This is a genomic window from Yoonia sp. 2307UL14-13, assembly GCF_037572755.1.
In the GTDB taxonomy this organism is placed as follows: domain Bacteria; phylum Pseudomonadota; class Alphaproteobacteria; order Rhodobacterales; family Rhodobacteraceae; genus Yoonia.
The window spans coordinates 397741-423743 of sequence record NZ_JBBIFZ010000002.1 but is presented as its reverse complement, the minus strand read 5'-3'; the positions used below and the strand labels follow the sequence as shown (position 1 = coordinate 423743).

Annotated in this window: 28 protein-coding genes and 1 pseudogene; 17 read left to right on the top strand and 12 right to left on the bottom strand. The window is 60.7% G+C overall.

Annotation, left to right across the window (positions count from 1 at the left end):
- The first annotated feature begins 131 nt into the window (after nt 1-131).
- From V8J85_RS09500 to V8J85_RS09475, 6 genes are all read left to right on the top strand, one after another.
- A complete protein-coding gene (locus tag V8J85_RS09500; protein ID WP_339953487.1) occupies nt 132-527 on the top strand; it encodes a class I SAM-dependent methyltransferase in 396 nt (131 codons plus the stop codon).
- 47 nt (nt 528-574) lie between these two features.
- Nucleotides 575-1402, top strand: a complete 828-nt coding sequence (locus tag V8J85_RS09495) for an alpha/beta hydrolase family esterase (protein ID WP_339953486.1) — start codon at nt 575-577, stop codon at nt 1400-1402.
- A 104-nt stretch (nt 1403-1506) separates the two neighbouring features.
- The gene (locus V8J85_RS09490; protein WP_339953485.1) at nt 1507-2604 is read left to right on the top strand and encodes a rhodanese-like domain-containing protein; all 1098 of its coding nucleotides are present in this window, start codon (nt 1507-1509) and stop codon (nt 2602-2604) included.
- A 72-nt stretch (nt 2605-2676) separates the two neighbouring features.
- Nucleotides 2677-5073 carry a phenylalanine--tRNA ligase subunit beta gene (gene pheT / locus V8J85_RS09485; RefSeq protein ID WP_339953484.1) on the top strand — a complete coding sequence of 799 codons (2397 nt, stop codon included), beginning with the start codon at nt 2677-2679 and terminating at the stop codon, nt 5071-5073.
- Nucleotides 5070-5852, top strand: coding sequence for a class I SAM-dependent methyltransferase (locus V8J85_RS09480; protein WP_339953483.1), 783 nt, complete (start codon nt 5070-5072; stop codon nt 5850-5852). Before pheT ends, V8J85_RS09480 begins: the two co-directional genes overlap by 4 nt.
- Before the next feature lie 110 nt (nt 5853-5962).
- A complete protein-coding gene (locus tag V8J85_RS09475) occupies nt 5963-6403 on the top strand; it encodes a YtoQ family protein (RefSeq protein ID WP_339953482.1) in 441 nt (146 codons plus the stop codon).
- Here the strand turns inward: V8J85_RS09475 and V8J85_RS09470 are convergent.
- Both V8J85_RS09470 and smpB read right to left on the bottom strand, forming a co-directional pair.
- On the bottom strand, nt 6400-7020 hold the full coding sequence (locus V8J85_RS09470) for a trimeric intracellular cation channel family protein (RefSeq protein ID WP_339953481.1): 621 nt from the start codon (nt 7018-7020) through the stop codon (nt 6400-6402). The two genes, V8J85_RS09475 and V8J85_RS09470, sit on opposite strands and share 4 nt — an antisense overlap.
- Before the next feature lie 125 nt (nt 7021-7145).
- Entirely contained in the window at nt 7146-7619 is a 474-nt protein-coding gene (smpB, locus tag V8J85_RS09465) for an SsrA-binding protein SmpB (protein WP_339953499.1), read from the bottom strand.
- Between the two features lie 390 nt (nt 7620-8009).
- Here smpB and V8J85_RS09460 point away from each other — a divergent pair, with 390 nt between their 5' ends.
- Together V8J85_RS09460 and V8J85_RS09455 are read left to right on the top strand one after the other, a co-directional pair.
- On the top strand, nt 8010-8444 hold the full coding sequence (locus V8J85_RS09460; RefSeq protein ID WP_339953480.1) for an ion channel: 435 nt from the start codon (nt 8010-8012) through the stop codon (nt 8442-8444).
- Nucleotides 8441-9637 (top strand): winged helix-turn-helix domain-containing protein, encoded by a 1197-nt coding sequence (locus tag V8J85_RS09455; RefSeq protein WP_339953479.1) that lies wholly within the window; start codon nt 8441-8443, stop codon nt 9635-9637. The genes V8J85_RS09460 and V8J85_RS09455 overlap by 4 nt, the downstream gene beginning before the upstream one ends.
- Here the strand turns inward: V8J85_RS09455 and V8J85_RS09450 are convergent.
- The 4 genes and pseudogenes from V8J85_RS09450 to dapA all read right to left on the bottom strand — a co-directional run bounded on the left by V8J85_RS09450 (nt 9634) and on the right by dapA (nt 12558).
- Entirely contained in the window at nt 9634-10623 is a 990-nt protein-coding gene (locus V8J85_RS09450; RefSeq protein WP_339953478.1) for a hypothetical protein, read from the bottom strand. The genes V8J85_RS09455 and V8J85_RS09450 overlap by 4 nt on opposite strands.
- An 82-nt stretch (nt 10624-10705) precedes the next feature.
- A pseudogene (locus V8J85_RS09445) lies at nt 10706-10878 on the bottom strand (RpiB/LacA/LacB family sugar-phosphate isomerase); the annotation flags it as partial.
- A gap of 11 nt (nt 10879-10889) precedes the next feature.
- Complete coding sequence (locus V8J85_RS09440) at nt 10890-11648, bottom strand: class I SAM-dependent methyltransferase (protein WP_339953477.1); 759 nt, start codon at nt 11646-11648, stop codon at nt 10890-10892.
- Between the two features lie 37 nt (nt 11649-11685).
- Complete coding sequence (gene dapA / locus V8J85_RS09435) at nt 11686-12558, bottom strand: 4-hydroxy-tetrahydrodipicolinate synthase (protein WP_339953476.1); 873 nt, start codon at nt 12556-12558, stop codon at nt 11686-11688.
- Nucleotides 12559-12732: 174 nt separating this feature from the next.
- Between dapA and V8J85_RS09430 the strand changes: the two genes are divergently transcribed.
- From V8J85_RS09430 to V8J85_RS09415, 4 genes are all read left to right on the top strand, one after another.
- Nucleotides 12733-14787, top strand: a complete 2055-nt coding sequence (locus tag V8J85_RS09430; RefSeq protein ID WP_339953475.1) for a lytic transglycosylase domain-containing protein — start codon at nt 12733-12735, stop codon at nt 14785-14787.
- 63 nt (nt 14788-14850) lie between these two features.
- Complete coding sequence (pgsA, locus tag V8J85_RS09425; protein WP_339953474.1) at nt 14851-15525, top strand: CDP-diacylglycerol--glycerol-3-phosphate 3-phosphatidyltransferase; 675 nt, start codon at nt 14851-14853, stop codon at nt 15523-15525.
- Complete coding sequence (gene moaD / locus V8J85_RS09420) at nt 15525-15770, top strand: molybdopterin converting factor subunit 1 (protein ID WP_339953473.1); 246 nt, start codon at nt 15525-15527, stop codon at nt 15768-15770. Before pgsA ends, moaD begins: the two co-directional genes overlap by 1 nt.
- A complete protein-coding gene (locus V8J85_RS09415) occupies nt 15770-16210 on the top strand; it encodes a molybdenum cofactor biosynthesis protein MoaE (protein WP_339953472.1) in 441 nt (146 codons plus the stop codon). Before moaD ends, V8J85_RS09415 begins: the two co-directional genes overlap by 1 nt.
- A 63-nt stretch (nt 16211-16273) precedes the next feature.
- Here V8J85_RS09415 and V8J85_RS09410 read toward each other — a convergent pair whose 3' ends face one another.
- The gene (locus V8J85_RS09410) at nt 16274-16867 is read right to left on the bottom strand and encodes a DNA-3-methyladenine glycosylase I (RefSeq protein WP_339953471.1); all 594 of its coding nucleotides are present in this window, start codon (nt 16865-16867) and stop codon (nt 16274-16276) included.
- Between the two features lie 66 nt (nt 16868-16933).
- Here V8J85_RS09410 and V8J85_RS09405 point away from each other — a divergent pair, with 66 nt between their 5' ends.
- From V8J85_RS09405 to V8J85_RS09390, 4 genes are all read left to right on the top strand, one after another.
- Complete coding sequence (locus V8J85_RS09405; RefSeq protein ID WP_339953470.1) at nt 16934-17740, top strand: EAL domain-containing protein; 807 nt, start codon at nt 16934-16936, stop codon at nt 17738-17740.
- Between the two features lie 146 nt (nt 17741-17886).
- Nucleotides 17887-19062: an acetyl-CoA C-acetyltransferase gene (locus tag V8J85_RS09400; RefSeq protein ID WP_339953469.1), complete on the top strand. Its 1176-nt coding sequence runs from the start codon at nt 17887-17889 to the stop codon at nt 19060-19062.
- Between the two features lie 71 nt (nt 19063-19133).
- On the top strand, nt 19134-19859 hold the full coding sequence (gene phbB / locus V8J85_RS09395) for an acetoacetyl-CoA reductase (RefSeq protein WP_339953468.1): 726 nt from the start codon (nt 19134-19136) through the stop codon (nt 19857-19859).
- A 313-nt stretch (nt 19860-20172) separates the two neighbouring features.
- Nucleotides 20173-21126: a transcriptional regulator GcvA gene (locus V8J85_RS09390; RefSeq protein ID WP_339953467.1), complete on the top strand. Its 954-nt coding sequence runs from the start codon at nt 20173-20175 to the stop codon at nt 21124-21126.
- Here the strand turns inward: V8J85_RS09390 and V8J85_RS09385 are convergent.
- From V8J85_RS09385 to V8J85_RS09375, 3 genes are all read right to left on the bottom strand, one after another.
- Entirely contained in the window at nt 21123-21287 is a 165-nt protein-coding gene (locus V8J85_RS09385) for a YdcH family protein (protein WP_339953466.1), read from the bottom strand. The two genes, V8J85_RS09390 and V8J85_RS09385, sit on opposite strands and share 4 nt — an antisense overlap.
- Before the next feature lie 120 nt (nt 21288-21407).
- On the bottom strand, nt 21408-22172 hold the full coding sequence (locus V8J85_RS09380) for a tRNA1(Val) (adenine(37)-N6)-methyltransferase (RefSeq protein WP_339953465.1): 765 nt from the start codon (nt 22170-22172) through the stop codon (nt 21408-21410).
- The gene (locus V8J85_RS09375; protein WP_339953464.1) at nt 22144-22362 is read right to left on the bottom strand and encodes a putative signal transducing protein; all 219 of its coding nucleotides are present in this window, start codon (nt 22360-22362) and stop codon (nt 22144-22146) included. The genes V8J85_RS09380 and V8J85_RS09375 overlap by 29 nt, the downstream gene beginning before the upstream one ends.
- Before the next feature lie 55 nt (nt 22363-22417).
- Between V8J85_RS09375 and V8J85_RS09370 the strand changes: the two genes are divergently transcribed.
- Nucleotides 22418-23416: a polyprenyl synthetase family protein gene (locus V8J85_RS09370; protein ID WP_339953463.1), complete on the top strand. Its 999-nt coding sequence runs from the start codon at nt 22418-22420 to the stop codon at nt 23414-23416.
- Here V8J85_RS09370 and V8J85_RS09365 read toward each other — a convergent pair.
- Nucleotides 23392-24276, bottom strand: a complete 885-nt coding sequence (locus V8J85_RS09365; RefSeq protein WP_339953462.1) for a 4-(cytidine 5'-diphospho)-2-C-methyl-D-erythritol kinase — start codon at nt 24274-24276, stop codon at nt 23392-23394. The two genes, V8J85_RS09370 and V8J85_RS09365, sit on opposite strands and share 25 nt — an antisense overlap.
- A gap of 9 nt (nt 24277-24285) precedes the next feature.
- Nucleotides 24286-25989 carry a tetratricopeptide repeat protein gene (locus V8J85_RS09360; RefSeq protein WP_339953461.1) on the bottom strand — a complete coding sequence of 568 codons (1704 nt, stop codon included), beginning with the start codon at nt 25987-25989 and terminating at the stop codon, nt 24286-24288.
- Nucleotides 25990-26003 lie beyond the last annotated feature (14 nt).

Genomic DNA, 26003 nt, shown 5'->3' with positions numbered 1-26003 from the left:
TCGAGATGTTCTACAATCCGAAACGCAAGCACACAAACAACGGCATGCTGTCGCCCGTTGACTTCGAAGAAAGACAGCTCAAACTAAAACAGGCGGGTGTCTAGGAAACTAGGGGCACCTCAATCCTACTCATGAGTGAGAGCCTCCAGCAAACCCGGTGCGGTTCATATCGGTATGAAGTGGTTGACCCAATCGAGGCTCATCCGGAGCTTAACGCATACCTGGATGCCCTCCCTAAACGAACTCAGCTACGAATACTTGATATGGGCGCTGGTTCTGGAAGAGATGCTGCGTGGCTGGCTCAGCTCGGTCAAGACGTAACGGCTGTTGAACCGTCTGGAGCAATGAGACGGCTCGCTCAGCACTTGCATCCGGCAACAAAGATCAGATGGCTGCCGGATGAATTGCCAAAACTTGCTCAGGTTGGTTCAGGTATTTTTGACTTGATTGTTCTAACCGCCGTATGGATGCATGTCCGCCCTGAAGACCAAGTTGCGGCACTGCAGCGCCTTAAAGCAATTCGCTGACGGAAATGTCACGTGACAGGCAGGCATGTCCGGATAGTAATCATCGCATGACCCGTTTGCTCGTGATCCTGTTCGTCTTGTTCGTAACCGCCGCTCCGGCGCAGCAAACCAATCCGGAGTCGATCTTGCCCGGCAATCCCTGCCATGGGCAGAAACCATGCCCCCTGGATGGGCGCTCTTACCATATAAAGGAACCCGACGGATGGGACGGTGTGTCGCCTCTGCCGGTCATGTTGCATTTTCATGGCTGGGCGCGGACCGGGGCGGTGCCGGTTTATCACGGGCGTATCTCAGGGGCGACACGCAGGCGGGGTGTTCTGTTGGTGGCACCCACAGGGCGCAACCGCACATGGGATTTCCGCAGCGCCGACAGCCAGGACATTGGCTTTGCCGACGCGGTTTTGGCGGATGTCGCCGAACGCTATCCGCTGGATCTGTCGCGGCTTTATGTGTCGGGCTATTCGTTCGGATCGGCGATGGCCTGGCGCTATGTCTGTGCGCAGGGGGATGGCGTCGCGGCCTTGCTGGCCGTGGCCGGGACGTTGCGCCAGACCACCAAATGCGATCAAAGCCCGGCCGAGATACGCCATGTGCATGGCCTGTCCGACCGGGTGATGGATTTCCCGATGGGGCCTGGCGGCGATATTTTGCATCCTGTTGCATTATGGCGCACGCGCTTTGGTTGTGGGTCCGCCCAGAATACCGGCAGTTGGTCCATTACCGCAGGCGACCTCTTTGATCGGTATGTGTGGAATAATTGCGTTACAGATCAAAAGGTTGTGCTGGATTTGCACCCCCGTGGCCATTTCATCCCAAAGGGCTGGATTGGGCGGCAACTGGATGAGCTGCTGGACCTACCGTTGAACTATCCGTGAAAACGATGTGTCTTTCACGCAATAGTTGAACTGTGACTAGGCGTCGCGGGGTCGTCATGATAATATACGGTATATTTTAAATAATTTATCGACTGGTGATAATAATGCCCTGTTTCAGAACGGCCTTTTTGGCGGCATTTGCGATGCTCCTCTCGGCCACGCAAAGTCTCGGTTGCGTTGCCTCCTACACGGTTCAGTCTGGTGACACGTTGTCGCGGATAGCGCTGGATCAGCTTGGTTCTTACCTCGCGCTTGAAAATGTCTATCGCGCAAATATCGACGTGATCGGCGACGATCCGGATCGCATCAACGTCGGTATGCGGCTCGACCTCCCCTGCACGACCACTGTGGCAAACCCCGTGAACTGGGCGGTATTTCCCAGCGCCGATACCGTGGCGCGCCTACAGGCGCGGGATGCGGTGCAGGTGCTGGATATCCGGTCCGCCGCGGCGGTCGAAAAAGGTGTCGTACCATGGTCTGTCTCGATGCCTTATGCCGAATGGCGGGGACCGCGTGAAAACCGCAGCTTGACCATGAACGCCGATGATTTGTCGCGGATCGTCGGGGCGGCGGGATTGCGTGTCGACCAACCGGTCGTGATCATCCACAATCAACCGTCGCCCATGGATACCGGGCGTGCGGCCTTGGTCTATTGGATGCTGAAATCGGTCGGATTCAAGGAGATCGCCATCATGAAAGGCGGGTTTCAGGCGTGGAAGGACGCCGACCTGCCGGTTGCCAACCGTCCGACGGACCCTGATCCCTACCGCGCCGACTTGCTGTTCTCGACCAAATGGCGTGCCGACGAACTGGACGTCTATGGGATCGCCACCGCGCAGGTATCGGGCTTTTTGCTGGATGCCCGTCCGCAGAATGTTTTCGCCAAACGCGATGATGACGGGGAAGCCGTGGCAACGACGCTGCCCAAAGCGCGCAATGCCCCGATCATGCCGCTGATGCGCGCGATATCGGCGGATGTCCCCGTTGAAACCGGCGTGGCGGCGGTGATCGACCATCTGGAGCGCTACGATGCCCGCTGGACCGAGGGCGAGGTGGTGCTGTTCTGCCAGACCGGCGAATTGGGCGCGCTGACGTGGTTCTACGCCTCTGAATTGGCCGCGCTCGAGAACATCTCGCTGTATCCCGAGTCCGCCGTGGGCTGGGCGCATCACGGCGGTCGGCTGTTCGTGGGCGAACAATAGGCAAGCGCGCCTTTCACCCGTCAATCCAATACGCTATGAGAGCGCGAACCGCAGATTGACGGAACGCGACCGATGAAATTCACCCTGTCCTGGCTGAAACACCACCTGACGACCGATGCCTCGGTCGATGATATCACCTATGCCCTGACCGATCTGGGGCTCGAGGTCGACGGCGTCGAAAACCCGGCCGAACGTCTGGCTGATTTCACCATCGGCAAGGTGCTGTCGGCCCAAAAGCATCCTGACGCGGACAAGTTGAAGGTGTGTCAGGTCGATACCAAGAACGGCCCGACCCAGATCATTTGCGGCGCACCCAATGCGCGCGAAGGGATCACCGTCGTGATCGCCACACCCGGCACCTATGTCCCCGGCATCGACACCACCATCGGCGTCGGCAAAATCCGTGGCGTCGAAAGCTACGGTATGATGTGTTCCGAGCGTGAGATGGAACTGTCCGACGAACATGACGGCATCATCGAATTGCCGTCGGGCGAGGTGGGTGTACGTTTCGTCGATTGGCTCGCCGCCAACGAACCCGACAAGGTCGATCCGGTGATCGAAATCGCGATCACTCCGAACCGTCCTGACGCTTTGGGCGTGCGCGGCGTGGCGCGTGATCTGGCGGCGCGCGGTCTTGGCAAGCTGAAACCGGTGGACGTCACACCGGTGCCTGAAAATTTCACCGCCGATCTGAAAGTGTCTATCGATGACGATACGCTGGATGGTTGCCCGCTTTTCTGTGGTCGCTTGATCAAAGGCGTCAAGAACGGCCCAAGCCCGGCCTGGCTGCAAACGCAGCTGCGCGCCATCGGGCTGCGTCCGATCAGTTTCCTTGTCGATGTGACCAACTGGTTCACCTACGACCTGAACCGCCCGCTCCATGTTTTCGACGCCGACAAGGTGAAGGGCAATCTGCGTATCCATCGCGCCAAGGGTGGTGAGACGCTAATGGCGCTGGACGATAAAGAATACACGTTCCAGCCCGGCCAAATGGTCATTTCCGACGAAAACGGCCCGGAAAGCATCGCCGGGATCATGGGAGGTGCCGAGACGGGCTGCACTGCCGAGACGGTGAATGTCTTCGTCGAAAGCGCCTATTGGGATCCGGTGCAGATCGCCTATGCGGGTCGGGCGCTCAAGATCAATTCAGACGCGCGGTATCGGTTCGAACGCGGCGTCGATCCGGCCTTCACACCTGAGGGGGTGGAGCATGCCGTGCGCATGATTGTGGACCATGCGGGCGGTGAGGCGTCCGAGATGATCGTCGCCGGTGCTATCCCCGACACGTCGCGCGCCTACAGGCTGGACACCGATCGCTGCTCATCGCTGGTCGGCATGGATATTCCGGCCGACGCACAACGGGCGACCCTGACCGACCTTGGCTTCACCATGGAGGGCGACATGGCGCATGTGCCCTCATGGCGGCCCGATGTGCAGGGCGAGGCTGATCTGGTGGAAGAGGTCGCGCGCGTCACATCGCTGACCAAGCTGCAAGGCAAGCCGATGCCGCGTATTGACGCGGGCGTGCCCAAGCCGATCCTGACGCTTAGCCAGACCCGGCAGCGGGCGGCACGGCGGACCGCGGCCGCTTTGGGTTACAACGAATGTGTCACCTACAGTTTTATCGACGATCAGGCGGCCAAGCTGTTCGGCGGCGGTGATGATGCAACGATGCTGGAAAACCCGATCAGCTCGGAAATGTCGCATATGCGGCCGAACCTGCTGCCCGGTCTCCTGCGCGCCGCCGCGCGCAATCAGGCACGGGGTTTCATGGATATGGCCCTGTTCGAGGTCGGGGCCGGTTTCCACGGCGGCGAGCCGGGTGATCAACATACGCTGGTCTCTGGCATCCTTGTCGGCAAGACCCGGCCGAAGGAGGTGCACGGCGCATCCCGCGGCGTCGATCTTTACGACGCCAAAGCGGATGCAGAGGCTGTACTGGCCGCCATCGGCGCCCCCGCCAAGGTGCAAATCCTCCGCGGTGCCTCGGAGTGGTGGCATCCCGGACGGCACGGTATGATCTGCCTTGGCCCCAAGAAGGTGCTGGGCATTTTCGGTGAACTTCACCCCAAGGTCCTGCGCGACATGGATGTGAAAGGCCCCGTCGTGGCCTTCACGATCTGGCCCGACGAAGTGCCGGCACCACGCAAGAAATCCACGGCCCGCCTGGCATTGGCGGCGACTGACTTGCAGGCTGTCGAGCGCGACTTTGCCTTCGTTGTCGACGCCCAGGTCGAAGCGCTGACGCTGGTCAACGCGGCGGCGGGTGCCGACAAGGCGCTGATTACAGACGTGCGGGTCTTTGACGAATTCATCGGCGGTGCGCTGGGCGAGGGCAAGAAGTCCCTCGCCGTGACCGTGCGGCTGCAACCGACCGAGGCGACGCTGAAGGATGCCGACATCGAAGCGGTCAGCGCGAAGATCGTGGAAAAGGTGGCCAGGGCGACGGGCGGAACGTTGCGGGGATGACCGACCCCGATGAGACGGCTGCGCATTATAAAGACAGCTCGAAACTGGCGGTGCGCGGCGGCTTCCACGCCCGGTTTGCCGGGCGCAGTTGGTTTGGTTGGTTTGATGAACGATTGGGCCTGACGCCGGGATCGCGTGTGCTCGATGTGGGCTGCGGCCCCGGCTGGTTCTGGGCGGCTTGTCAGCGTCTGCCGGAGGATCTGGAACTGAACCTGCTGGATCAATCGGCGCATATGATCGAACAGGCAATAGGCAGGCTGTCGCACCTGCGGATCGGGCAGGCCGTCGTCGCGGATGCCATGCATCTCCCGTTTCCCAATGCGAGCTTTGACACCGTTGTGGCGATGCACATGCTTTACCACCTGCCTGATCCTGCCGTCGCGCTGCGCGAAATGCATCGTGTTCTGGTGTCGGGCGGGCGTTGCATCGTGAGTACCAACAGCCCGCGCAACTTGCCACAGATTTCGGACTTGTCTCGGGTAGCATTCGGTTCTGCAATCGACGATGTGGTGCAGGCGCGGTTCGGCACAGCCATCGCGCTAGATTTGATGAAGGCGCAGTTTTCGGATGTATCGCAGCAGACCTATGCCGACGTGTATGAAGTCGATGATCCTGAACCGGTCATCGACATGCTCTTGACCATGCCACCCGGTGATAAGGCCGACGCCGCCGGGCGCCAACGTTTACAGGATGCTGTCGCCGATCTATTCACGGTCAATGACGGTCTGGTCCGGATGCAAAGCGTGCAGGACATGATCGTCGGCACCCGTGCCGCATAAGTAGTGGCGGTGTTGTATGGATGGCCTACGTTTGCGCGGGTAACAAAGTTTTCGTGACGAAAACTTTGGCCTCCGGCGGAGGTATTTTTGAACAAAAGAAGGAAGCGGCGATGCGTGTTTATCTTTCCGGTGAAATTCATACCGATTGGCGAGAGCGGATAGTGGATGCAGCAAAAGATCTGGACGTCGCCTTTGACGGCCCTGTCACCGATCACGCGGCCTCGGATGATTGCGGTGTGGCGATCATGGGGGCCGAACCCGACAAGTTCTGGCACGATCAAAAGGGTGCCAGGCTGAACGCGATCCGTACCCGGCACGGGATCGAGGCCGCGGATATCGTCGTTGTGCGCTTTGGCGAGAAATACAAGCAATGGAATGCGGCGTTTGATGCGGGCTACGCGGCTGCCTTGGGCAAATCGCTCATCGTGATGCATGGCGATGACCATCAACACGCGCTGAAAGAGGTCGATGCCGCCGCCCTGGCGGTGGTGAAAGAGCCGCAGCAGGTGGTGGATATCTTGCGGTACGTACAGGATGGCAAGCTGCCCTAGCCACGGATGCTCCGCACGATGACGATGGTCCGGGTCACCAGGATCGCCGCAAAAGTCAACCACACCGTCAGCAATGGATCAACCTCCAGATAGCGCAAGCTGACGAACAGCGCACCGCCCAGCAGCGAAATCGTCGCGTAAAGGTCTTCTTTCAAAACGCTGGGTGTGACGTTGCACAAAATGTCCCGGATCATGCCCCCGAATGTCCCCGTGATGCAGCCCAGAATGATCGCGATCGGCGCCGACATTCCCGCGGCCAGCCCAAGTTGCACCCCCGTCAGCGTGAACAGCGCCAAACCCACCGCATCGAAATACATCAGGATACGATGCCTGCGCCCGCCACCTGCATCGATCCGCCTTGCCCACAGATAGACGACCAGCGACACCGGGATCGCCGTGGCCAGATAGGTCAGGTCGGTCATCCAGAAAACCGGCGTGCGTCCCAGCAAAAGATCGCGGACCGTCCCTCCGCCCATAGCGGTCGCGACCGCCAGTACGGTCGCGCCGAACGCATCGAAATCATGCCGCACCGCCTGGATCGATGCGGAGGCTGACATGGCGGCCGTGGCCAGCGCAGACAAGAACAGCGTGATCGGGATGATGGTCAGGTCAGGCATAGGCTATCGCGTTGCGCTGACTGCATCGCCTGTCACGCCATCGAAAGTCATTGGGCATCGCTCGTGCCGCGCCGCCAAAGAACATGAGCAGCGTCCAAACCCCAATGATCCCGCGGCAAAGGCGGCTATTCACCATGCCGCAAGAGCCGTTGTTTCTGCCGTCCCCAATCCCGTTTGGCCTGGGTTTCGCGTTTGTCCTGCGTCTTCTTGCCCTTGGCCGTCGCGATCTTGAGCTTCACCAGACCACGGTCGTTGAAATACATCACCAGCGGCACCAGGGTCATCCCTTCCCGTTTGGTCGCGTTCCACAGCCGCGCGACCTCACGCCGTGAGGCCAATAGCTTGCGTTTGCGCCGTTCCTCGTGGCTGAACATGGCCCTGTCGTATGGAGCGATATAAGCATTGGTGAGCCATAGTTCGCCATCATCCACGCTGGCATAGCTGTCCGCGATGTTCGATTGCCCGGTGCGGAGCGATTTGACCTCGGACCCCATCAGGATGATGCCGACTTCCAGATCATCCTCGATCGCATAATCATAGCGCGCGCGCCGGTTCTCGGCGACGACCTTGTAGTTCTTGTTTTCGGGTTTCTTGGCCATAGTCGGGATCAGATAGGGGATGGGCGCCATCGATACAAGCGGTTGAAGGTTCGATCACCTTAACAGTTGAACAATCAGACGGCTTGAGCCTGCTTTGAGGGGAGGGGTTGGTTTGAGCCCATTTTTTCGAATGCTGCTCTGCACAAGAAAGTCCGTTTGCGGGCGTTCGGCACCCGCGTGGAACCTCGCGTTTACCATGACCCCGTGTCCCGACCTTGGCGCCTATATTTCTCGGGCAATTTGAGAACTCGACTTCTGATCCGATGCCGAAAATTCTGCTGACCGAGTCAAAAGTATTCGACCATCCTCAAACGCCGTCAGCATGTATCGGGTTTCGTGGTCCGGTAAAGCTGCGTAATCTGGTGCAACGCCATCACACATGAGGCCCCGATGTTCACCCAGCTTGCCCTTGGCACTGCCTTGATGCTTTTGTCGATCCTGATCGCCGGGATCAGCTATTGGTTGATGGAAATCTGGCTGATGCGCGCCCGCCCGTGGCTGACCCGCGCACCCCATCGGCCCAAGCTGATCCTTGTCCTATGCATTGCCGCTGTCTGGATCATGATGCAGATGACCGCAGGCGTTTGGATCTGGGCTGCGACCTTTTTGGTGCTAGGTGTGTTCGATGCGATGGAACCGGCCGTCTATTTTGCACTTGTCGCTTTTACCACGCTGGGTTTCGGGGATGTGCTGCTGCCTGTCGAATGGCGCTTGCTCAGCGGTCTTGCAGCGGCGAACGGGTTGTTGAACATCGGGCTTGTGACGGCCTTGCTAGTCGAGGCCTTGCGACAGGTCCGCCTGCAACAACTGGAGGGTCGCGTATGAACGTACCGGTCCTCGATAACTGCGCCGCCCGGCACCTGTTCTTGGCCAAACACGGGCTGATTGACCGGCCTTCCGGCCCCGGCAAGGGTGCCGACCTCAGGGCGGTGATCGATGATCTTGGCTTTGTTCAACTGGACAGCGTCAACACCTTCGCCCGGGCTCACGACCTGATCCTGTGGTCGCGCCGTCAGCGATACCGCCCCAAGGCGCTGCAGTACCTTTTGCACCGCGACCGGCAAGTGTTCGAACATTGGACCCATGATGCCGCGGTCATTCCCATCGGATCCTTCGCTTATTGGCGTCTGAAATTCAAACGCGATGAGGTCCGGCTCGCCCGCCACTGGTCCGAGGCGCGGCGCGATGATTTCCACGCCAAGATCGACGATGTCCTGCGCCGGATCGCCGATCATGGGGCCTGCACGTCGGGTGATGTCGGCGCAGACGAGGCGCGGGGCAAAGGCGGTTGGTGGGACTGGCACCCGTCGAAAACCGCACTCGAATACTTGTGGCGGTCGGGGCAGGTTTCGGTCCTGCGGCGGGACGGGTTCACCAAGGTCTATGATCTGACCGAACGGGTGATCCCGCCGGAACAGTTGAACCGCCGGTTTACCACGGAAGAAACGGTGGATTGGTGTTGCGCCGGGGCGATGGACCGTTTGGGCTTTGCCACAAGCGGTGAATTGGCCGCGTTTTGGGACGTGGTGCGACCGGAAGAGGCCAAGGCGTGGTGCCGTGCTGCATTGGCCGACAGGCGCATCATCGAGGTCGACGTGGAAGGCGTGGATGGCAAGTTACGCCGGTCCTTCGCCCGACCCGACGTCATGGAGCCCGTCGCCGCGCCTGCATCGCGTGTGCGCATATTGTCACCGTTCGACCCCGCGCTCCGGGATCGCAACAGGGCCGAGCGGCTGTTCGGCTTTCACTACCGGATCGAGATTTTCGTGCCCGAGGCCAAGCGGACCTATGGATACTACGTCTTTCCGGTGATCGAAGGCGATCGCCTGATCGGGCGGATCGACATGAAACGCGATGGCGGTGTGCTGAAGGTGCGGGCATTCTGGCCCGAGAAGGGTGTGCGGATGGGTCTGGGCCGTGTCCGCGCGCTTGAGGCAGAGTTAGAGCGTTCAGCGGTTTTTGGGGGATGCGATAGTGCGCGCTACGGCGACGACTGGATGCGCGGCGGGGGCACCTAGTCCCCCAGAAACCGTGAAAGCGGCATGTCCGGGGCAGCGGACAGCATGCTGGCTGCATCTTTGCCCCCGAGAATCTTGTGGTGAAAGGATCCCAGCGTCATCAGATGCTCGATCGAGGCAACACCGTCCCGTGGGGTATGCACGTCCTTGAACTCACCTTTCAGCGACGCCAACAAAAGGTCCGCATCGACCGTGCCCAGTGACCCGAGTTTTTCGGCCTCCCACAGGCGCAATGTCTTTGTCGGTGTGCGGACATAGGCGGTGTAGACGGCTTCACTGACGACGTCGCGTTCCTGCAAGTCGCCGTTGGCGTCAAGATAGGGGATTTTGTCGGTCACGTGACGAATAGGGAGGTCGGGCGCATCGGCCAACGCTGGCTTTTCCGGCCCGGTGATATGCAGGATCCCGATCAGGTAGCGGGCATAGAAATCCTCGTGCCGCCAACGGTCGAAGACGGCGAAACCCGCCCAGCCATTCGGTGTATAATGGTCGCCGATCGTTGAGGGATCATAATCATACCAATCGAATGGCACGGGCGATCCATCCATCGCAGGCATGATCCACACATCCCCGATGTCGAAAAGGTATTTCTCGGGCCCGTTCATCATCTTGCGTTTGCGCGGCTTGGGGTGTGGTGCGGCCCACTTCGTTTTGAGATCCTGCAGCACCTGCGCGCGCTTCTTCAGATCACGTGCGCTCATCTCGAGCTCTTCCTTGCAGTGCAGGTCGGCGCCGCTATCGATGATGTGCCGGGCCGTCTGGAACGTGGGGTCGTGGTCGAGCCCGAAGAGGTGAAGCTGGTCTGCGATCACCAGCCAGCCATCGACTTCGTCCTCGGACGTGGGGTCGGTGCCAAGGCCGCATTTGCGCGCGACACGGGCCACCAGTTCATCGACATCGACCGGCAGTTTGACCGTATCCGCGAACGCTTCTTTGACATCGGCCGCTTCATCACATTGATAAAGCCCGGAACCCCAAGCACCCATAATCGTCCCTCACATCACCGCCCCCGCACATTTATCAGATAAGGGTCGGACGAAATCCAGCGTTTCATGCTGCAGTACTTGCCTACCCTTCGATCATCGCCACCCGCGTCACATGCCGCCCGTCTTCGAATTCGGCGCTGAGGAACGCATCGACGATATCCAGCGCCAGCCCTTCGCCGATCAGCGGGGCCCTGGGGCCAGCATGTTGGCGTCCATCATGATCCCTTGACCCGCACCACAAAGGATGAACCCAAGCGAAAATCTATTCACCTCGTTTTCCTGATCAGCGTCCGTTTGGTCCCTTTCAGCAAATCATAAGCCTCGGAAACCGTGCCGATGCGTCCGATGGCATCGGCCTGCCCGTCGGCACCGCGGTTGCGGATATCCACAACAACCATCCCGCCGGGTTTCAGATTTTCCGCAAAATATGTGTCGTAGGTGGCCAACGGATAGTGAAATCCACAGCTCAGCAGGCTGATGGCCAAATCCACAGGGGCGGTGGCCATCAGGTCATCTTTGTTCGGGTTGATCGCGGTGATCTTGTCAGCGGCCACCCCGTTGGCGGTCAGAAACGTAACCGCCTTTTGCAGGTCGGAATAACCGGCGCCCTCATCCCGAAAACCGAAATCGCGGTTGGGGCTTTCCTCGATATCGATCAGCAGCAGGTCAGCACCCAGATCGCGGCTGATGAAAAGGTCGATAAAGCCATAGCCACACCCGATATCGGCCACCCGCTTGATCTGGCCCTGCGCCAGATACGCACGCAGATCCTGATATTCCAGATACAGCATCGCAATCGCGCGGCGGGTGATATCGTGCCCTTTCTCGGCCACGACCGCGTGCAGAGGGGCCGGGTCGTGATCGACCCATTGCCGGATGATCCGACCACCCCGCGGCACGTCATACAGCACACCCGACCTTTGCAGGATGATGTTCGCGATATCCGCGTCGTCGAACATATCAAGGTCGAGCGACGTAATCACGTCCGTTTCCAGCACCGCTTCGATATCAGCGCGATCGATCATGGGGCGTCTCCCGTTTGTCCGTGATGGTGGCTGACGCCTAGTTCAACAGCCCCGCATGCACCATCGCCGCACGTACCTTTTCTTTGGTTTCATCCGTCAGTCCGGTCAGCGGTGACCGCACCTCTTCGCTGCAAAGCCCCAGCAGCGACATCCCGTATTTCGCACCGACCAGGCCGGGTTCGGTAAAAACAGCCTCGTGCAAGGGCATCAGCCGGTCCAGTTGGGTAAGCGCAGTCGCATAGTCCCCGGCCAGTGTGCTTTTCTGGAATTCAGAAAGCAGCTTTGGCGCAATGTTCGCGGTAACCGAAATACAACCAACGCCGCCATGGGCGTTATAGCCCAAAGCAGTGGCGTCTTCGCCCGAAAGCTGTACGAAATCCGGGCCGCAGGTCATCCGCTGCTTGGGCACGCGGCTCAGGTCGCCGGTGGCGTCCTTTACGCCGATGATCATCTCGTGCTTTGCCAGTTCGCCCATTGTCGCCGGCGTCATGTCGATTACGGACCGGGGCGGGATATTGTATATGATGATCGGCAACCCGCATTCCGCGGCCGCGGTGAAATGCGCGATGAGGCCCCGCTGCGTGGGCTTGTTGTAGTAGGGCGTCACAACAAGCGCCGCATCGGCACCCGCGTCTTTGGCTGCCTGCACCAACCGGACGGTTTCGTCAGTGTTGTTCGATCCGGCGCCGGCAATGACGGGGATGCGCCCCGCGGCCTCTTGCACCACGGTTTCGACAACCAGATCGTGTTCTTCATGGCTGAGCGTCGGGCTTTCGCCCGTTGTTCCCACCGGCACCAACCCGTGCGAGCCTTGCGCGACATGCCAGTTTACCAGTTTCTTGAGCGTGTCCACGTCGACTTGGCCGTTCGTGAACGGCGTGACGAGGGCGGGGAGTGATCCCTTGAACATGGCACGCTTCCTTCTGGTTGGTGGCGGGAGACCCGCCTTTCAAATCGCGCGGACATTAGGGGCCATTGCCCGGCCCGGCAAGCCCCCGATTTGCCGCCGATTGCCGCCATTGTGAGTTGTCATGATGTGTGGTGCAGTTAGGTTAGTAGCAATGAAATCGCGCGGTGAGCCTTGATGCGTCTTCTTTCCCTGATTGCCTTTTGTTGGCTGGCCACACCGGTAGCCGCGCAAGATGTCGATGCCACCGATATCGCGGCGATCAAAGCGGCTGGGCAGGGCTGGAATGTCGCCTATGCGCTGACGGATGATCCCGTGACCCAGGACGTGTTGACCTGGACGCGGCTGCGCGAAGGCGAGGCGGGCTTTGGCGAATACCCTGCGTTTTTCGAAAAACGGCCTGATTGGCCGGACCAGGAGCGCCTGCGGCGCGCCAGCGAAGAGGTGATCCCTCCGAATGCGAACCCCCGCGATGTGATCGCTTGGTTCTCCGACGTGCCACCTCAGACAGGCGAGGGTGCAGTGCGGCTGGCCGCCGCGTTGATCGCGACCGGCGATGAAGAGGCCGCGGTCGAGGCCTTGCGCCAGGCTTGGCTGGACCTGCGGCTAAGCGACGACGGGCACAAAGCGATGATCGATGCGTTTGGCGAACGGCTGGAACCCTTCCACGTCGCCCGCAGCGATGCGATGCTCTGGCGTTGGCGCACGAGCGATGCCCGCCGCATGTTGCCCCTGTTGGAAGCTGATCAGCGTGCTTTGGCGCAGGCGCGGATCGCCTATATCACGAATGCCGGTGACCGGCAGAAACGGTTCAATGCCGTCCCCGCTGGCCTGAAACAGGATGCCGGGCTGGCCTATGACCGCTATAGCTGGCTGGCTGATCGCGGCAGCCGCACCGATGCCGTCAAGATCATCCTTGAACGGTCCACCAGCCGTGCCGCCCTGGGCGAACCGTTTCGGTGGGCGGGCTGGCGCCGGTCACTCGCCCGTTGGGAAATGCGCGAAGGCCGGGTCGAACAGGCCTATCAACTGGCGTCCCGTCATTATCTGGATGACGGCTTTGCCTATAGCGATCTGGAATGGTTGGCAGGGTACATATCGCTGACCTATCTTGGGGACCCCGAACAGGCGTTGGAGCATTTCGAGAAAGCGGCACGGGCCGTAGAAACGCCTATCTCGGTTGCGAGGATGCAGTACTGGATCGGCCGTACCCATGAAGTGAAAGGCAATGCCGACGCGGCCGCCGAAGCCTTTGCCTTGGCGGCTGAACACCAGACGGCGTTCTACGGCCTCTTGGCAGGGGAAAAGCTGGGCCGGTCTTTGGACCGTATATGGTCGGATACGCCGATCATCCCGCAGACGGATGCCTTGGACGCCGATCTGACCCGCGCCGCCTTTATGCTCATGGAAGGCGGCCAGCGCGGCCATGCCGTGACTTTCTTTGCCGAACTTGGCGCAACGCTGAACCCCGGTGAACTGGCCGCCGTAGGTGCCGCGCTGGATGCGCGGGATGAGCAATATTACACGCTGCTTCTGGGCAAACGCGCCGCCACCCGCGGTGTGATCGTCCCGCAGAATTATTTCCCGATCCACGACCTGGCCCGGATGGATTTGCGCGTCGATCCGGCGCTCGCCCTGTCCATCGCGCGACGCGAGAGTGAATTCAACATCGGTATCGGCAGCCCCGTCGGCGCACTTGGCCTGATGCAGTTGATGCCCGGCACGGCGGAAGAGGTGGCGGGTTTCCTCGCGCTCCCCTATTCCCGCGCCCGTCTGACCCGCGACTGGCGTTACAACGCGACGCTTGGGGACAAATACCTCGATATGCTGACCGAACAATTCGGGCCCACCCCGGTCATGATCGCCGCCGGATACAATGCCGGCCCCAGCCGCCCTGAACGCTGGATGGACGAACGGGGCGACCCGCGTTTGCTGGAAATGGACGTGATCGACTGGATCGAACACATTCCGTTTCGCGAAACCCGAAACTATGTGCAGCGCGTAACGGAAAGCCTGCCACTCTACGAGGCGCGGTTAGGGGGCACCGCCGGACCGATCCGGTTCACCGAATTGCTGATCGGGCGCAAACCCCTGCTGCGCCCCATCGCGCGGCCCTTGCCGCAGGTGGTTGGGGATCAGCCCGCGATCCGGCCCCTGGCGCGTCCGTTGCCGCAAGTAGCAGAGGAAAGCCCCGATGTCCGCCCCGTCGCGCGACCAGAGCGTGGGGGTTAGAGACCCGGGGTGAAGCTCCGGGGCCTCTGGCATCCGCGCCACACCCGCGCTACCACTATCGCGATGCAAATGAATGTCCCAAATATCCTGACCATCCTCCGCCTGTTGGCGGCGCCTGGCGTCGTGGTGATGTTTCTATACTTCGCACGCCCGTGGGCCGATTGGTTCGCCTTGATCCTGTTCGTGGCTGCCGCCCTCACCGATTTCCTCGACGGCTATCTGGCCCGCGCGTGGAAACAGGAAAGCAAGCTGGGCGCGATGCTGGACCCGATCGCGGACAAGGCGATGGTGCTGATCGCTTTGCTCATGATTACGGCTTTGGCCAGTTTTCAAGGGCTTGATCCATGGATCCTGTTGCCCGCGACGGTGATTATCTTTCGCGAGGTGTTCGTTTCGGGCCTGCGCGAATTCCTGGGCGACACGGCGGGCACGCTGAAGGTCACCAATCTGGCCAAATGGAAGACGACCGCGCAGATGATCGCCATCGCGGTCCTCTTTTCGAATGGTGCATTCGAACATTATCTGACCGTGCAGTCCCTCGCCATGACCGAAGAAATGTTCACGGATGCGATTTCCGGCACCGGCCCCGATGAATTGGGTCTTTGGTGGAAGTATCAAGGCTGGTGGTTCAGCTGGTGGGGCGGTGTGCTGCTTTTGTGGTTGGCGGGCATTCTGACCCTGATCACCGGATGGGACTACTTTGCCAAGGCCCGCCCCTATCTTAAGGATGTCGGCTGATGAATGTGATGTATTTCGCCTGGGTGCGCGAACGGATCGGCGTCCCGCAAGAAGAGGTCGAGACGGATGCGGCGACCGTCAACGATCTGGTGGCCGAATTGAAAGCGCGGGAAGAACGCTATGCCGCCGCTTTTGCAGACACCAGCGCCTTGCGCGTTGCGTTGGATCAGGAACTGGCCGAATTCGACGCCCCTTTGGCAGGCATTCGCGAAGTCGCGTTCTTCCCTCCGATGACGGGCGGCTGATGCCGGTCCGTGTGCAGGCTGAACCGTTTGACGCCGGGGCGGAGTTGAACGCCTTTTCTGCGGGCCGGACGGATGTGGGGGCGGTGGTCAGCTTTACCGGTGTCGTCCGCGATACGGACGGCAATCTGACCGAGATGGTGATCGAGCATTATCCGGGCATGACCGAAAAGGCGATTGGCGGGATGGTGGATGAGGCGACAAAGCGTTGGGCGCTGGCGGATGCCTTGGTCATTCATCGTCATGGTCCGCTGCGCCCTGGTGAGCCGATCATGATGGTCGCCACGGCTGCGGCCCATCGTGCAGCGGCGTTCGCGGCAGCGGATTTTCTGATGGATTACCTGAAATCCCGCGCACCTTTCTGGAAGAAAGAGGTGACGGGAAAAGGCGCGGATTGGGTTGTGGCGAAGGATGCGGATGAGGACTCGCTGAAGCGGTGGTGAGGGCGCTCCCCAGTCCCGGGCTTGACCCGGGACCTCTACCTCAGCCCCCGTACGTGGCCCGGATCAGGTCCGGGGCGGGTGCTTGGGCTCAGCCATCGCCGCACATTCCGCATGCCGAAAGCACCCGGTCAGGTGGTTGTTGAACAAGCCGGTCGCCTCCATGAAAGCATAAACAATCGTGGGGCCACAAAACTTGAACCCTGCCGTCTTCAAATCCTTCGAAATCTGCGCCGATAAAGGCGATTGGGTCGGCACCTCTGCTCGATCCGCCGCGTCCGTCTGCAACGGCACACCGTCCACATACCGCCACAGAAACCGATCAAACCCCTCACGCGCCTCGATCTCTTGCCATGCCCGCGCGTTCCCGATGGTCGCCTCGATCTTGCCGCGGTGACGGATGATACCGGGATCGGCCAGCAGGCGCTGCACGTCGGCCTGACCCCAACCGGCGATCACATGCGGATCGAAACCGGCAAAGGCCGCCCGAAAATTCTCGCGCTTCTTCAGGATCGTGATCCAGGACAACCCCGCCTGAAATCCGTCCAGGATCAGCTTCTCCCACAGGGCTCGGCTGTTATATTCCGGCACGCCCCATTCGGTGTCGTGATAGTCGACATAAATCTGCTCGGGTCCGGCCCAGCCGCAGCGCTCTGGCATGATCGCCTCTTAAACAATTATTAGCAGGCCGTGGGCCATGGTACCGGCAGAGTATGGAACCTATGGATGCAAAACGCCACGCTTGCCCGCGCCGATATTGACGATGCCGCGCTGACGGACCCGCTGAGCTATGCGATGGCCAGTCGCGATGCCGACGTGATGTCACTGGTCGGCGATGCGCTGCAGGCGCAGCGGGCGCGGCTGGCGTTCCATCCGATCGTGACGGCGGCGGAACAACCGCGTGTCGCGTTTTACGAGGGGCTCGTGCGGCTGTTGGATGATGCAGGGCGCACGATCCCTGCCGCGCATTTCATGCCCACGGTCGAGGAAACGGGGTTCGGGCGGCAGATCGATTGCATTACGCTGGCGCTTGCCTTGAACACCTTGCGGCAAAATCCGCAGATCCGATTGTCGGTGAACCTTTCGGCGCGGTCGATCGGCGACGGGGAATGGCGGCGCATTCTGGACGATGGGCTGCGCCACCGCGATAACCTCGGCGACCGGCTGATTTTCGAGATCAGCGAAACCTCGGCCATGATGCTGCATGAAAACGTGATCCGGTTCATGGCGGAAATGCAGCCCAAGGGTGTGACATTCGCGCTGGATGGGTTCGGGGCCGGTATGACCGCGTTTCGGTATCTCAAGGATTTCTTTTTCGATCTGGTCAAGATCGACAAGAGTTTCATCAAAAACATCCAGAACGACCCCGACAATCAGGTCCTGACCGAGGCGCTGATTACCGTCGCCCATCAGTTCGAAATGTTTGCGATTGCCGATGGCGTGGAAACCGCGGAGGAGGCGGCGTTTCTGCGCGGGATCGGGGTGGATTGCCTGCAGGGTTATCATTTCGGGGTACCGCGCCTCGAACTGTGATCGTTATGCGCTGTCTGCATAGGGGAATCGCATTGCCCTGCGTCACCCAAGCCAATAAACAAGAGGAGAGCGGCAGGGGGGCCTGCTCACGCCAAGGCGCATCCGGCCTCGTCCTGCCAAGGGAGCAAACCTGAAGGGACCTTTCCATGACCAACGTTGTTATCGCATCCGCCGCCCGCACCGCCGTGGGCAGTTTCGGCGGCGCATTCGCCAACACGCCCGCCCATGATCTGGGCGCCACCGTGCTCGAGGCCGTCGTCGAACGTGCGGGCATCGACAAATCCGAGGTGAGCGAGACGATCCTTGGTCAGGTCCTGACCGCCGCCCAGGGCCAGAACCCCGCACGGCAGGCGCATATCAACGCAGGTCTGCCCCAAGAATCCGCCGCCTGGGGGATCAACCAGGTCTGTGGCTCCGGCCTGCGCGCCGTCGCTTTGGGCGCACAGCATATCCAGTTGGGCGATGCCGATATCGTCGCCGCTGGTGGGCAAGAGAATATGACCCTGTCGCCCCATGCGGCGCATCTGCGCGCTGGGCAGAAAATGGGTGATATGAAGTATATCGATACCATGATCCGCGACGGTCTCTGGGATGCATTCAATCAGTATCACATGGGTCAAACGGCCGAGAACGTCGCCGAGAAATGGCAGATTTCCCGCGACCAGCAGGATGAGTTCGCCGTCGCCTCCCAGAACAAAGCCGAGGCTGCGCAAAAGGCGGGCAAGTTCGCCGATGAGATCACAGCCTTCACGGTCAAGACCCGCAAAGGCGATATCGTCGTCGATCAGGATGAATACATCCGCCATGGCGCGACGATGGAGGCGATGCAAAAGCTGCGTCCGGCCTTCACGAAAGACGGGTCGGTAACGGCAGCGAACGCATCCGGCCTCAATGACGGGGCTGCGGCGACGATCCTGATGTCAGCAGACAATGCCGAAAAGCGCGGGATTGAACCTCTGGCGCGCATCGCGTCCTACGCCACTGCTGGCCTCGACCCATCGATCATGGGTGTCGGCCCGATCCATGCCTCGCGCAAGGCGCTCGAAAAAGCCGGGTGGAAGGTCGAAGACCTTGATCTGGTTGAAGCCAACGAAGCCTTCGCGGCCCAAGCCTGCGCCGTGAACAAGGATATGGGTTGGGACCCGGCCATCGTGAACGTCAACGGCGGCGCGATTGCCATCGGTCACCCGATTGGCGCGTCCGGCTGCCGGGTGCTGAACACGCTCCTGTTCGAAATGAAACGGCGCGATGCGAAAAAGGGTCTCGCAACCCTTTGCATCGGCGGTGGCATGGGCGTCGCGCTTTGTGTTGAACGCCCGTAAGTAATATCGTTGCGCCCACCACGGCGTGACGATAACAAGATTACGTCAATAAATTCCCCGGAGGAGAAATCATGTCCCGTGTTGCAATCGTAACAGGCGGCTCGCGCGGTATCGGCGCGGCCATTTCAACCGCGTTGAAAGACGCAGGCTATTCCGTCGCCGCGACCTATGCTGGTAACGATGAAAAGGCCGCGGCATTTACGTCGGAAACCGGCATCAAGACCTACAAATGGAACGTCGCCGATTACGAGGCCTGCACTGCGGGTGTGAAACAGGTCGCGGATGATCTCGGCCCGGTCGACATTTTGGTCAACAACGCTGGCATCACCCGCGACGCGCCATTCCACAAGATGACCCCCCAACTTTGGCACGAGTGCATCGATACGAACCTGAATGGCGTCTTCAACATGACCCACAACGTCTGGGGCGGCATGCGTGAACGCAAGTTCGGGCGGATTGTCACGATCAGCTCGATCAACGGTCAGAAAGGCCAGTTCGCGCAGGCCAACTATGCCGCGACGAAGGCCGGTGACATTGGTTTCACCAAAGCGCTGGCGCAGGAGGGTGCGCGGGCCGGGATCACGGTGAACGTTGTCGCGCCGGGTTACATCAATACCGAGATGATGAGCACGATCCCCGAAAAGGTGATGAACGAAGTCATCCTGCCGCAGATCCCAGTCGGGCGTCTGGGCGAGGCGGCAGAGATCGCGCGCGCGGTCCAGTTCCTTGTGTCTGATGAGGCGGGCTTTGTCACCGGCTCGACCCTGTCGGCCAATGGTGGTCAGTACATGAGCTAAGGCTTTCCAGCCTGACAAAACAAAGGCCGCGCTGATCAGGCGCGGCCTTTTTCGTTCGGCTACGGTGACGCAGCCGGAGCGAATTCTGGCGATTACCTGCGGAACGTCAACCAACGCCATGCGTCACGGACGGCCTTCGCGCGTTCCTCATGCGCTTTTTCGATGCCTTGGCGGATGCGTTCGTTTGTCGCGATCTCGATCATGGTTAAACTCCATTGTCGTGTGTGCTTGATTGCCCTCAATATGGCGATTGATATGCAAGCCGACAAACGAGACTTCCTATAGCTTCAGTTAAGCTGTATTGAACTGAACCATGAATGATCGTCTGCCACCCCTGACCGCCCTCCGCGCATTCGAGGCCGCCGCGCGCCATATGTCCTTCGCCAAGGCAGCCGCAGAGTTGAACGTGACACCTGCCGCCTTGTCCTATCAGATCAAATCGCTTGAGGCTGATCTGGGCCAACCTGTGTTCCGCCGCTTGAACCGTGCCGTGGAATTGACCGAGGCCGGGCGCGCGCTGGCACCGGGTACGACGGATGCCTTTGCGGCCCTATCCGCAGCCTGGCGCAAGACCCGACGGATGACGGATAGCGGCGTGCTGACGGTGACGGCGGGGCCTGCATTCACGTCGAAATGGCTCGCGCCGCGCCTCTATGCGTTTGCGCAGGCACATCCGGATATCGAATTGCGGTTCAATGCCAGCCTGCGTATCGCAGATTTCGACCGGGACGAAGTGGATGTGGCGATCCGCTTTGGGCTGGGCACGGACAAGGATGTTCATTCCGTCGATCTATCAAATGAATGGATCACGCCCATGATGACGCCAGCCATGGCGGACGACATAAAGACCCCCGGCGACTTGGCACAGGCGACGCTTATCCACGATGAATCGATGGCCAGCTTCAAGATGTCGGCGGATTGGACGGCATGGTGCGCTGTCGCTGGCATCGCGGCCGATACGACCCATGGCCCCCGGTTTTCACAAGCCGATCACGCGCTGGATGCTGCGATCGCGGGGGCTGGCGTGGTACTTGGGCGCATCTTGCTGGCGTCGCGCGATCTTGAGGCCGCGCGGTTGGTCGCCCCATTTGCGTTGGGGCTGGTGCCGACGTCGCAGTTTCGTTTTGTCTGCCCAAAAGGAACAGAAGACCGCCCACCGATCAAGGCGTTCTATGATTGGGTCGTCGCCGAAGTCGCAATGGCCGACCGTTTCGGGCACGGTCGGCGGTTGGTCCACACGTCGGATATCGGCGTGAAGGACGGCTAGGCGCTCAGCCGCGTGATTTCTTCCTTAAGCTGCAGCTTTTGCTTTTTCAGCTTTGCAATCTCAAGATCGTCAGTCGCTGGACTGCGCTGAAGCGCCTCGACATGTTCCGAGAGGTGTTGGTGCTTCTTCTTCAGTTCCTGCAAATGCGAACTCAAGCTCATGGTCGTCCTCCTCTGGATGTGGTTATGGTTGTATTGCAACACATATGCACGGCCCTGTCACGCCGCAAGGCAGCGAAAGATGCTTTACCCACAGACTTGCCCAGAAGTCTTGCCAAATAATTAGGCCGGAAAGGGGAGGGCGGCGCCGTTTCTAAGGCTATCGGCCACATCGGATCGGTAACTTTCCGAATCTGTCAGATGTGCCGCACCCTCATGCATGATCAGGGGCGCGGTCATGCGAAATGACGCGCGCCCACCCTGACGTGCCTGCAGCAGGAAGCGGTCCGGCGCCTTTCCGCTGCGCCCGGCGATAGGCCGTACCGTCAGCGATCCCAGACGCCCGGTCAGCGACGACAGAGTTTCGGGCAGCCGCTCCATCCGTTGGATCAAGGTCAGATATCCTTTGGGTGCCAGCCGCCGCGTTCCGATATCGATCCAGTCCGACAGGTTCGTTTCGCCGCGTAGCGCTATGTTGCGCCCACCGTCATTGGACCCGCTCCCTTTGCTCTGATCGAAATAGGGCGGGTTCATGATGACATGGTCAAAACGCTGCTGACGCAACCCTGTGGGCAGTTGCCGCAGATCGGCTGTGATGACATCGAACGGCAGGTCGTTTTCAATGGCATTGCGGCGGGCGAGGTCGGCATAGTCTGCCTGCATCTCAACCCCGGTCAGCGTCAGGCCATCAACGCGGGTCGCAAGGCAAAGCGCCGCAACCCCCACGCCGCAGCCAAGCTCAAGCACGGTTTGCCCCGGTTTGGCAGGCACCGATGCGGCCAACAGCACCGGATCGACCCCGGCACGATACCCAAGCCGCGGTTGCCAGATATCCAGCCGCCCGCCCAGAAATGCGTCTTTAGTCGCGTCCAAGATCGATCTCACCATCGCGCATGATCGCCTCTGCGATGAACAGATCCCTGTCCAGCACCATCAGCCGACGCGGCATTATGCCTATGCTCCCCTCGAGCACGCTCATATTTACGTCGAAGGTGAACCAGTCTATACCCTCGGCGTCCAGAAGGGCGGTTGCAAAGGCGATGATGGTGGGGTCGTTCGTGCGCAAAAGCTCTTTCATTCCCAAGACGTAAGGCGACGCCGCGCCGTTGTCTATTCACATGACGGAACCCTTGATGAGCCTTGATAGCGCCGCGACCAAACCGCATGAACAACTGGCGGCTGCCCTTTCTGATGACCTTGATCTGGTCAATGCAATGATCCGCGCGCGTATGGCCTCGGAACATGCCCCGCGCATCCCCGAAGTGACCGCGCATTTGGTTGAGGCGGGCGGCAAGCGTCTGCGCCCCATGCTGACCTTGGCAGCGGCGCGCATGTGCGGCTACGACGGCCCCTACCATGTGCATCTGGCCGCGACGGTCGAATTCATTCATACCGCAACCCTGCTGCATGATGACGTGGTCGACGAAAGCAAACAGCGGCGGGGCCGGCCCACGGCCAACCTCTTGTGGGACAATACATCCAGTGTGCTGGTCGGCGACTATCTGTTCGCCCGGTCGTTTCAGTTGATGGTCGAAACCGGGTCACTTCGTGTCTTGGACATTCTGGCCAACGCGGCTGCGACGATTGCCGAAGGCGAGGTGCTGCAGCTGACCGCCGCCAGCAATCTGGCCACCACGGAAGGGATTTACCTGAACGTCGTGCGCGGCAAGACCGCCGCACTCTTCTCGGCGGCGATGGAGGTGGGCGGAGAGATCGCGGGGCAGGACGCCGCGACCAAGCAGGCCCTGTTCGATTACGGCGATGCGCTGGGCATCGCTTTTCAGATCGTCGATGACCTGCTGGACTACGGCGGCACCGACGCGACAGGCAAGAACATCGGCGACGACTTCCGTGAACGCAAGCTGACCTTGCCCGTGATCCGCGCCGTGGCGAAAGCGGATGCCGATGAACGGGCGTTCTGGGTGCGGGTCATCGAAAAGGGCAAGCAGACCGACGGTGATCTGGACCATGCGCTGACGCTGCTGGCCAAGCACGGAGCGATGGAAAGCACCCGCATCGATGCCGTGAACTGGGCGGGCAAGGCCAAAACGGCCTTGGCCAAGGTCCCCGACCACCTGTTGAAAACCATGCTGATCGACTTGGCGGATTATGTCGTCGCGCGGGTGACCTGAGACCGCAAAACCTCCGCCGGGGCCACCCACCAGCCCATCTCTGACACCTGGATCACGCGGGCGACCTGCCGTGCCGTCGCCATGTCCTTGACCAGCCCATAGCATGTCGCGCCCGACCCGGACATGCGGGCGACGCTGACCGTGGGATTCGCCCTCAACTTCGTCAGGGCCGCCTTGATCTCGGGTGCGATTTTTATCGCGGCGGTCTCCATATCGTTGCGCTGCGCCTTCAGCCAATGGCCGAACCCGTCGAAATCAAGACCTTCGGGCAGCGGGTCCATGGCGGTACCGTTCTTGTTGGTCATGCCCGCGAAGACGTCCACCGTCGGCACCTCGACCGGGGGGCGGACAAGGACCATTGCGCAAGGGGGCAGGGCTGCAACCGGTGACAGGACCTCGCCAATGCCCGACATTCGTGTCGGCGCGGGCGCGCGCATGCACACCGGAACGTCGGCGCCAAGCGCCAGAACCTCTGGCGCGGTCGATGGCAAAGGCGGGACGGACCAAAGCTCGGCCAGCATCTTCAACGCGGCGGCTGCATCGGACGATCCGCTCCCGATCCCCGCGGCATGGGGCAGATGCTTTTCCAACATGATCGCGGCCCCTTGGGTCACACCACGCATATCGCGCAGGGCCCGCGCGGCACGCAGCACGAGGTTGCTGTCATCGGTCGGCACGCCAAAGCCAAATGGCCCACTGACCTGCAAGCGCAAGTCAGGCGCGACAGAGGCGGAAAGCTGATCACTGACCCCGCCGAACACCACCAATGAATCCAGCAGGTGATACCCATCATCACGCTGGCCGGTGACATGCAGGGTCAGGTTGACCTTGGCCGGGGCCTCACATTTCAGCGTGGCCACGGCGCCGTCTTACTCGTTCCCGCCGCCGGCAATGCGGATCGGGTCCAGCCCTTCGTTCAGGCGCACATGGTTCAAACCGCGCGCCAGTTTGTCGCGGATGCGGTCGGCATCCGCCGCCTTGGGGCCGAAGGACAGGGCGCGCTGCCATTGAAAATGCGCTTCGTTGACGCGACCAACGGCCCAGTACACATCGCCCAGATGGTCGTTGATGACTGGATCGACCGGTTCCAGTTCGGCGGCGCGCTCCATATGGCCCACGGCCTCTTCGTACCGGCCCAGCTGGAACAGCACCCAGCCCAGGCTGTCGATGATCGCGCCGTTATCCGGGCGGGCCGCAGCGGCGGCTTCGATCATTTCCAGCGCTTCGTCCAGCTTTTCACCGCGTTCGACCAGCGAATAGCCAAGATAGTTCAGCACCTGCGGGTGACCCGGGCGCAAGGCAAGGGCCGCGCGAAAGTCAGCCTCTGCCGACAACCAGTTATCCGTCTTGTGGTGCGAAATGCCACGGGTGTAATGGACGAACCATTTCACCGGGCTGGCCGCATCATAGATATCCAACGCACGGGAATAGGCCGCGACCGCATCACCATAGCGGCCCGCGCGACGCAGCGTATCGCCCTTGCTGGCATGTACCTGTGGCAGGTCGGGATGCGTGACCGCCAACGCCTCGAGCACCGCGATCGCCGCATCTTCCTGACCGGATGCATTCAGAACCTGGGCCCGGCCCAGTTCAGCCGCGTGAAAGTCTGGGTCCTCGCGCGACACCATGGCATAGGTTTCGTTTGCCAGATCGTATTGTCCCAGATCATCAAGGATCTCGGCACTCAGCAGGACCGCATCGGTGTTTCCCGGGTCCAGATGGGCCGCCGCGCGGGTATAAAGAAGGGTATAGGCATCCGGCGCATCATTTTTGATCGCCGCGGCGACCGCATGATAAATATCCGCCATGCCCTGCACCGGCCCGGCCACCGCGTCGAATGGCACATTGTCACCGGCCGCCAGCGCGTCGCGCGTGGTCGTGACGGTCGGGCCCATTGCGCCATCGAAAATGCTGTCGATAACGGCGATCGCATCGTCATTACGACCCAGCTGGCTCAGGATTTGGGCATGTGCTGTCGCGCTGCGGGCGCTATAGCGCAAAATGCCGCGTGTCCCGGCCTCGGCAAAGATCGCCTCGGCCCCTTCGAAATCACCGACCGACGCCAGCGCATAGGCCTTGTGGGTCATGCCATATAGCGCCATTCCCTCGGCTTCGATCACCTGATCGAAACTCGCCAGCGCCTTGGTGATGTCGCCTTCACCCAGATGCGCCCAGGCCTGTGACAGCCCATCGATCAGCGGCGCGACGCTGCGGCCCTGTTCGAGGGCTGCAAAAATCTGTGACCAATTCCCGCTTTCCGCTGCTTCGATATTCAGCAACAAATGCGCCATCTGGCTTTGATAACCATGTTCGACGATCCGATGCGCCACCGGGATCGCCCGTTCGACCTGACCCAAGGCAAAGAACGATGTCATCGCGTTTTCCAACAGATAACCGTTGGTCGGGTCCGACATCAGCGCCTTGGTAAAGTGGCGGGCACCGCTGATAAAATCGCTGTCATATGCTGCATGTTTCGCCGCAAGATAAGCACCGGCATCAAGGTCGGCCGTCGCTTGTGTTGCGGGGGAAAGAAGGCACACCAGCGCCAGGGCGGAAATAGAACGTCTAAGCACAGTCACAGAACACC

Bases quoted from the DNA above. Each gene is read 5' to 3' on its own strand.
- V8J85_RS09415 (WP_339953472.1), top strand. From the start codon at position 15,770: ATGCCGGTCCGTGTGCAGGCTGAACCGTTTGACGCCGGGGCGGAGTTG.
- V8J85_RS09400 (WP_339953469.1), top strand. From the start codon at position 17,887: ATGACCAACGTTGTTATCGCATCCGCCGCCCGCACCGCCGTGGGCAGT.
- V8J85_RS09495 (WP_339953486.1), top strand. From the start codon at position 575: ATGACCCGTTTGCTCGTGATCCTGTTCGTCTTGTTCGTAACCGCCGCT.
- V8J85_RS09380 (WP_339953465.1), bottom strand. From the start codon at position 22,172: ATGGTGAGATCGATCTTGGACGCGACTAAAGACGCATTTCTGGGCGGG.
- pgsA (WP_339953474.1), top strand. From the start codon at position 14,851: ATGCAAATGAATGTCCCAAATATCCTGACCATCCTCCGCCTGTTGGCG.
- V8J85_RS09480 (WP_339953483.1), top strand. From the start codon at position 5,070: ATGACCGACCCCGATGAGACGGCTGCGCATTATAAAGACAGCTCGAAA.
- V8J85_RS09455 (WP_339953479.1), top strand. From the start codon at position 8,441: ATGAACGTACCGGTCCTCGATAACTGCGCCGCCCGGCACCTGTTCTTG.
- moaD (WP_339953473.1), top strand. From the start codon at position 15,525: ATGAATGTGATGTATTTCGCCTGGGTGCGCGAACGGATCGGCGTCCCG.
- V8J85_RS09500 (WP_339953487.1), top strand. From the start codon at position 132: ATGAGTGAGAGCCTCCAGCAAACCCGGTGCGGTTCATATCGGTATGAA.
- V8J85_RS09470 (WP_339953481.1), bottom strand. From the start codon at position 7,020: ATGCCTGACCTGACCATCATCCCGATCACGCTGTTCTTGTCTGCGCTG.
- V8J85_RS09460 (WP_339953480.1), top strand. From the start codon at position 8,010: ATGTTCACCCAGCTTGCCCTTGGCACTGCCTTGATGCTTTTGTCGATC.
- V8J85_RS09475 (WP_339953482.1), top strand. From the start codon at position 5,963: ATGCGTGTTTATCTTTCCGGTGAAATTCATACCGATTGGCGAGAGCGG.
- smpB (WP_339953499.1), bottom strand. From the start codon at position 7,619: ATGGCCAAGAAACCCGAAAACAAGAACTACAAGGTCGTCGCCGAGAAC.
- V8J85_RS09385 (WP_339953466.1), bottom strand. From the start codon at position 21,287: ATGAGCTTGAGTTCGCATTTGCAGGAACTGAAGAAGAAGCACCAACAC.
- V8J85_RS09440 (WP_339953477.1), bottom strand. From the start codon at position 11,648: ATGATCGATCGCGCTGATATCGAAGCGGTGCTGGAAACGGACGTGATT.
- V8J85_RS09450 (WP_339953478.1), bottom strand. From the start codon at position 10,623: ATGGGTGCTTGGGGTTCCGGGCTTTATCAATGTGATGAAGCGGCCGAT.
- V8J85_RS09370 (WP_339953463.1), top strand. From the start codon at position 22,418: ATGAGCCTTGATAGCGCCGCGACCAAACCGCATGAACAACTGGCGGCT.
- pheT (WP_339953484.1), top strand. From the start codon at position 2,677: ATGAAATTCACCCTGTCCTGGCTGAAACACCACCTGACGACCGATGCC.
- V8J85_RS09430 (WP_339953475.1), top strand. From the start codon at position 12,733: ATGCGTCTTCTTTCCCTGATTGCCTTTTGTTGGCTGGCCACACCGGTA.
- V8J85_RS09490 (WP_339953485.1), top strand. From the start codon at position 1,507: ATGCCCTGTTTCAGAACGGCCTTTTTGGCGGCATTTGCGATGCTCCTC.
- dapA (WP_339953476.1), bottom strand. From the start codon at position 12,558: ATGTTCAAGGGATCACTCCCCGCCCTCGTCACGCCGTTCACGAACGGC.
- V8J85_RS09405 (WP_339953470.1), top strand. From the start codon at position 16,934: ATGCAAAACGCCACGCTTGCCCGCGCCGATATTGACGATGCCGCGCTG.
- V8J85_RS09410 (WP_339953471.1), bottom strand. From the start codon at position 16,867: ATGCCAGAGCGCTGCGGCTGGGCCGGACCCGAGCAGATTTATGTCGAC.
- phbB (WP_339953468.1), top strand. From the start codon at position 19,134: ATGTCCCGTGTTGCAATCGTAACAGGCGGCTCGCGCGGTATCGGCGCG.
- V8J85_RS09375 (WP_339953464.1), bottom strand. From the start codon at position 22,362: ATGAAAGAGCTTTTGCGCACGAACGACCCCACCATCATCGCCTTTGCA.
- V8J85_RS09390 (WP_339953467.1), top strand. From the start codon at position 20,173: ATGAATGATCGTCTGCCACCCCTGACCGCCCTCCGCGCATTCGAGGCC.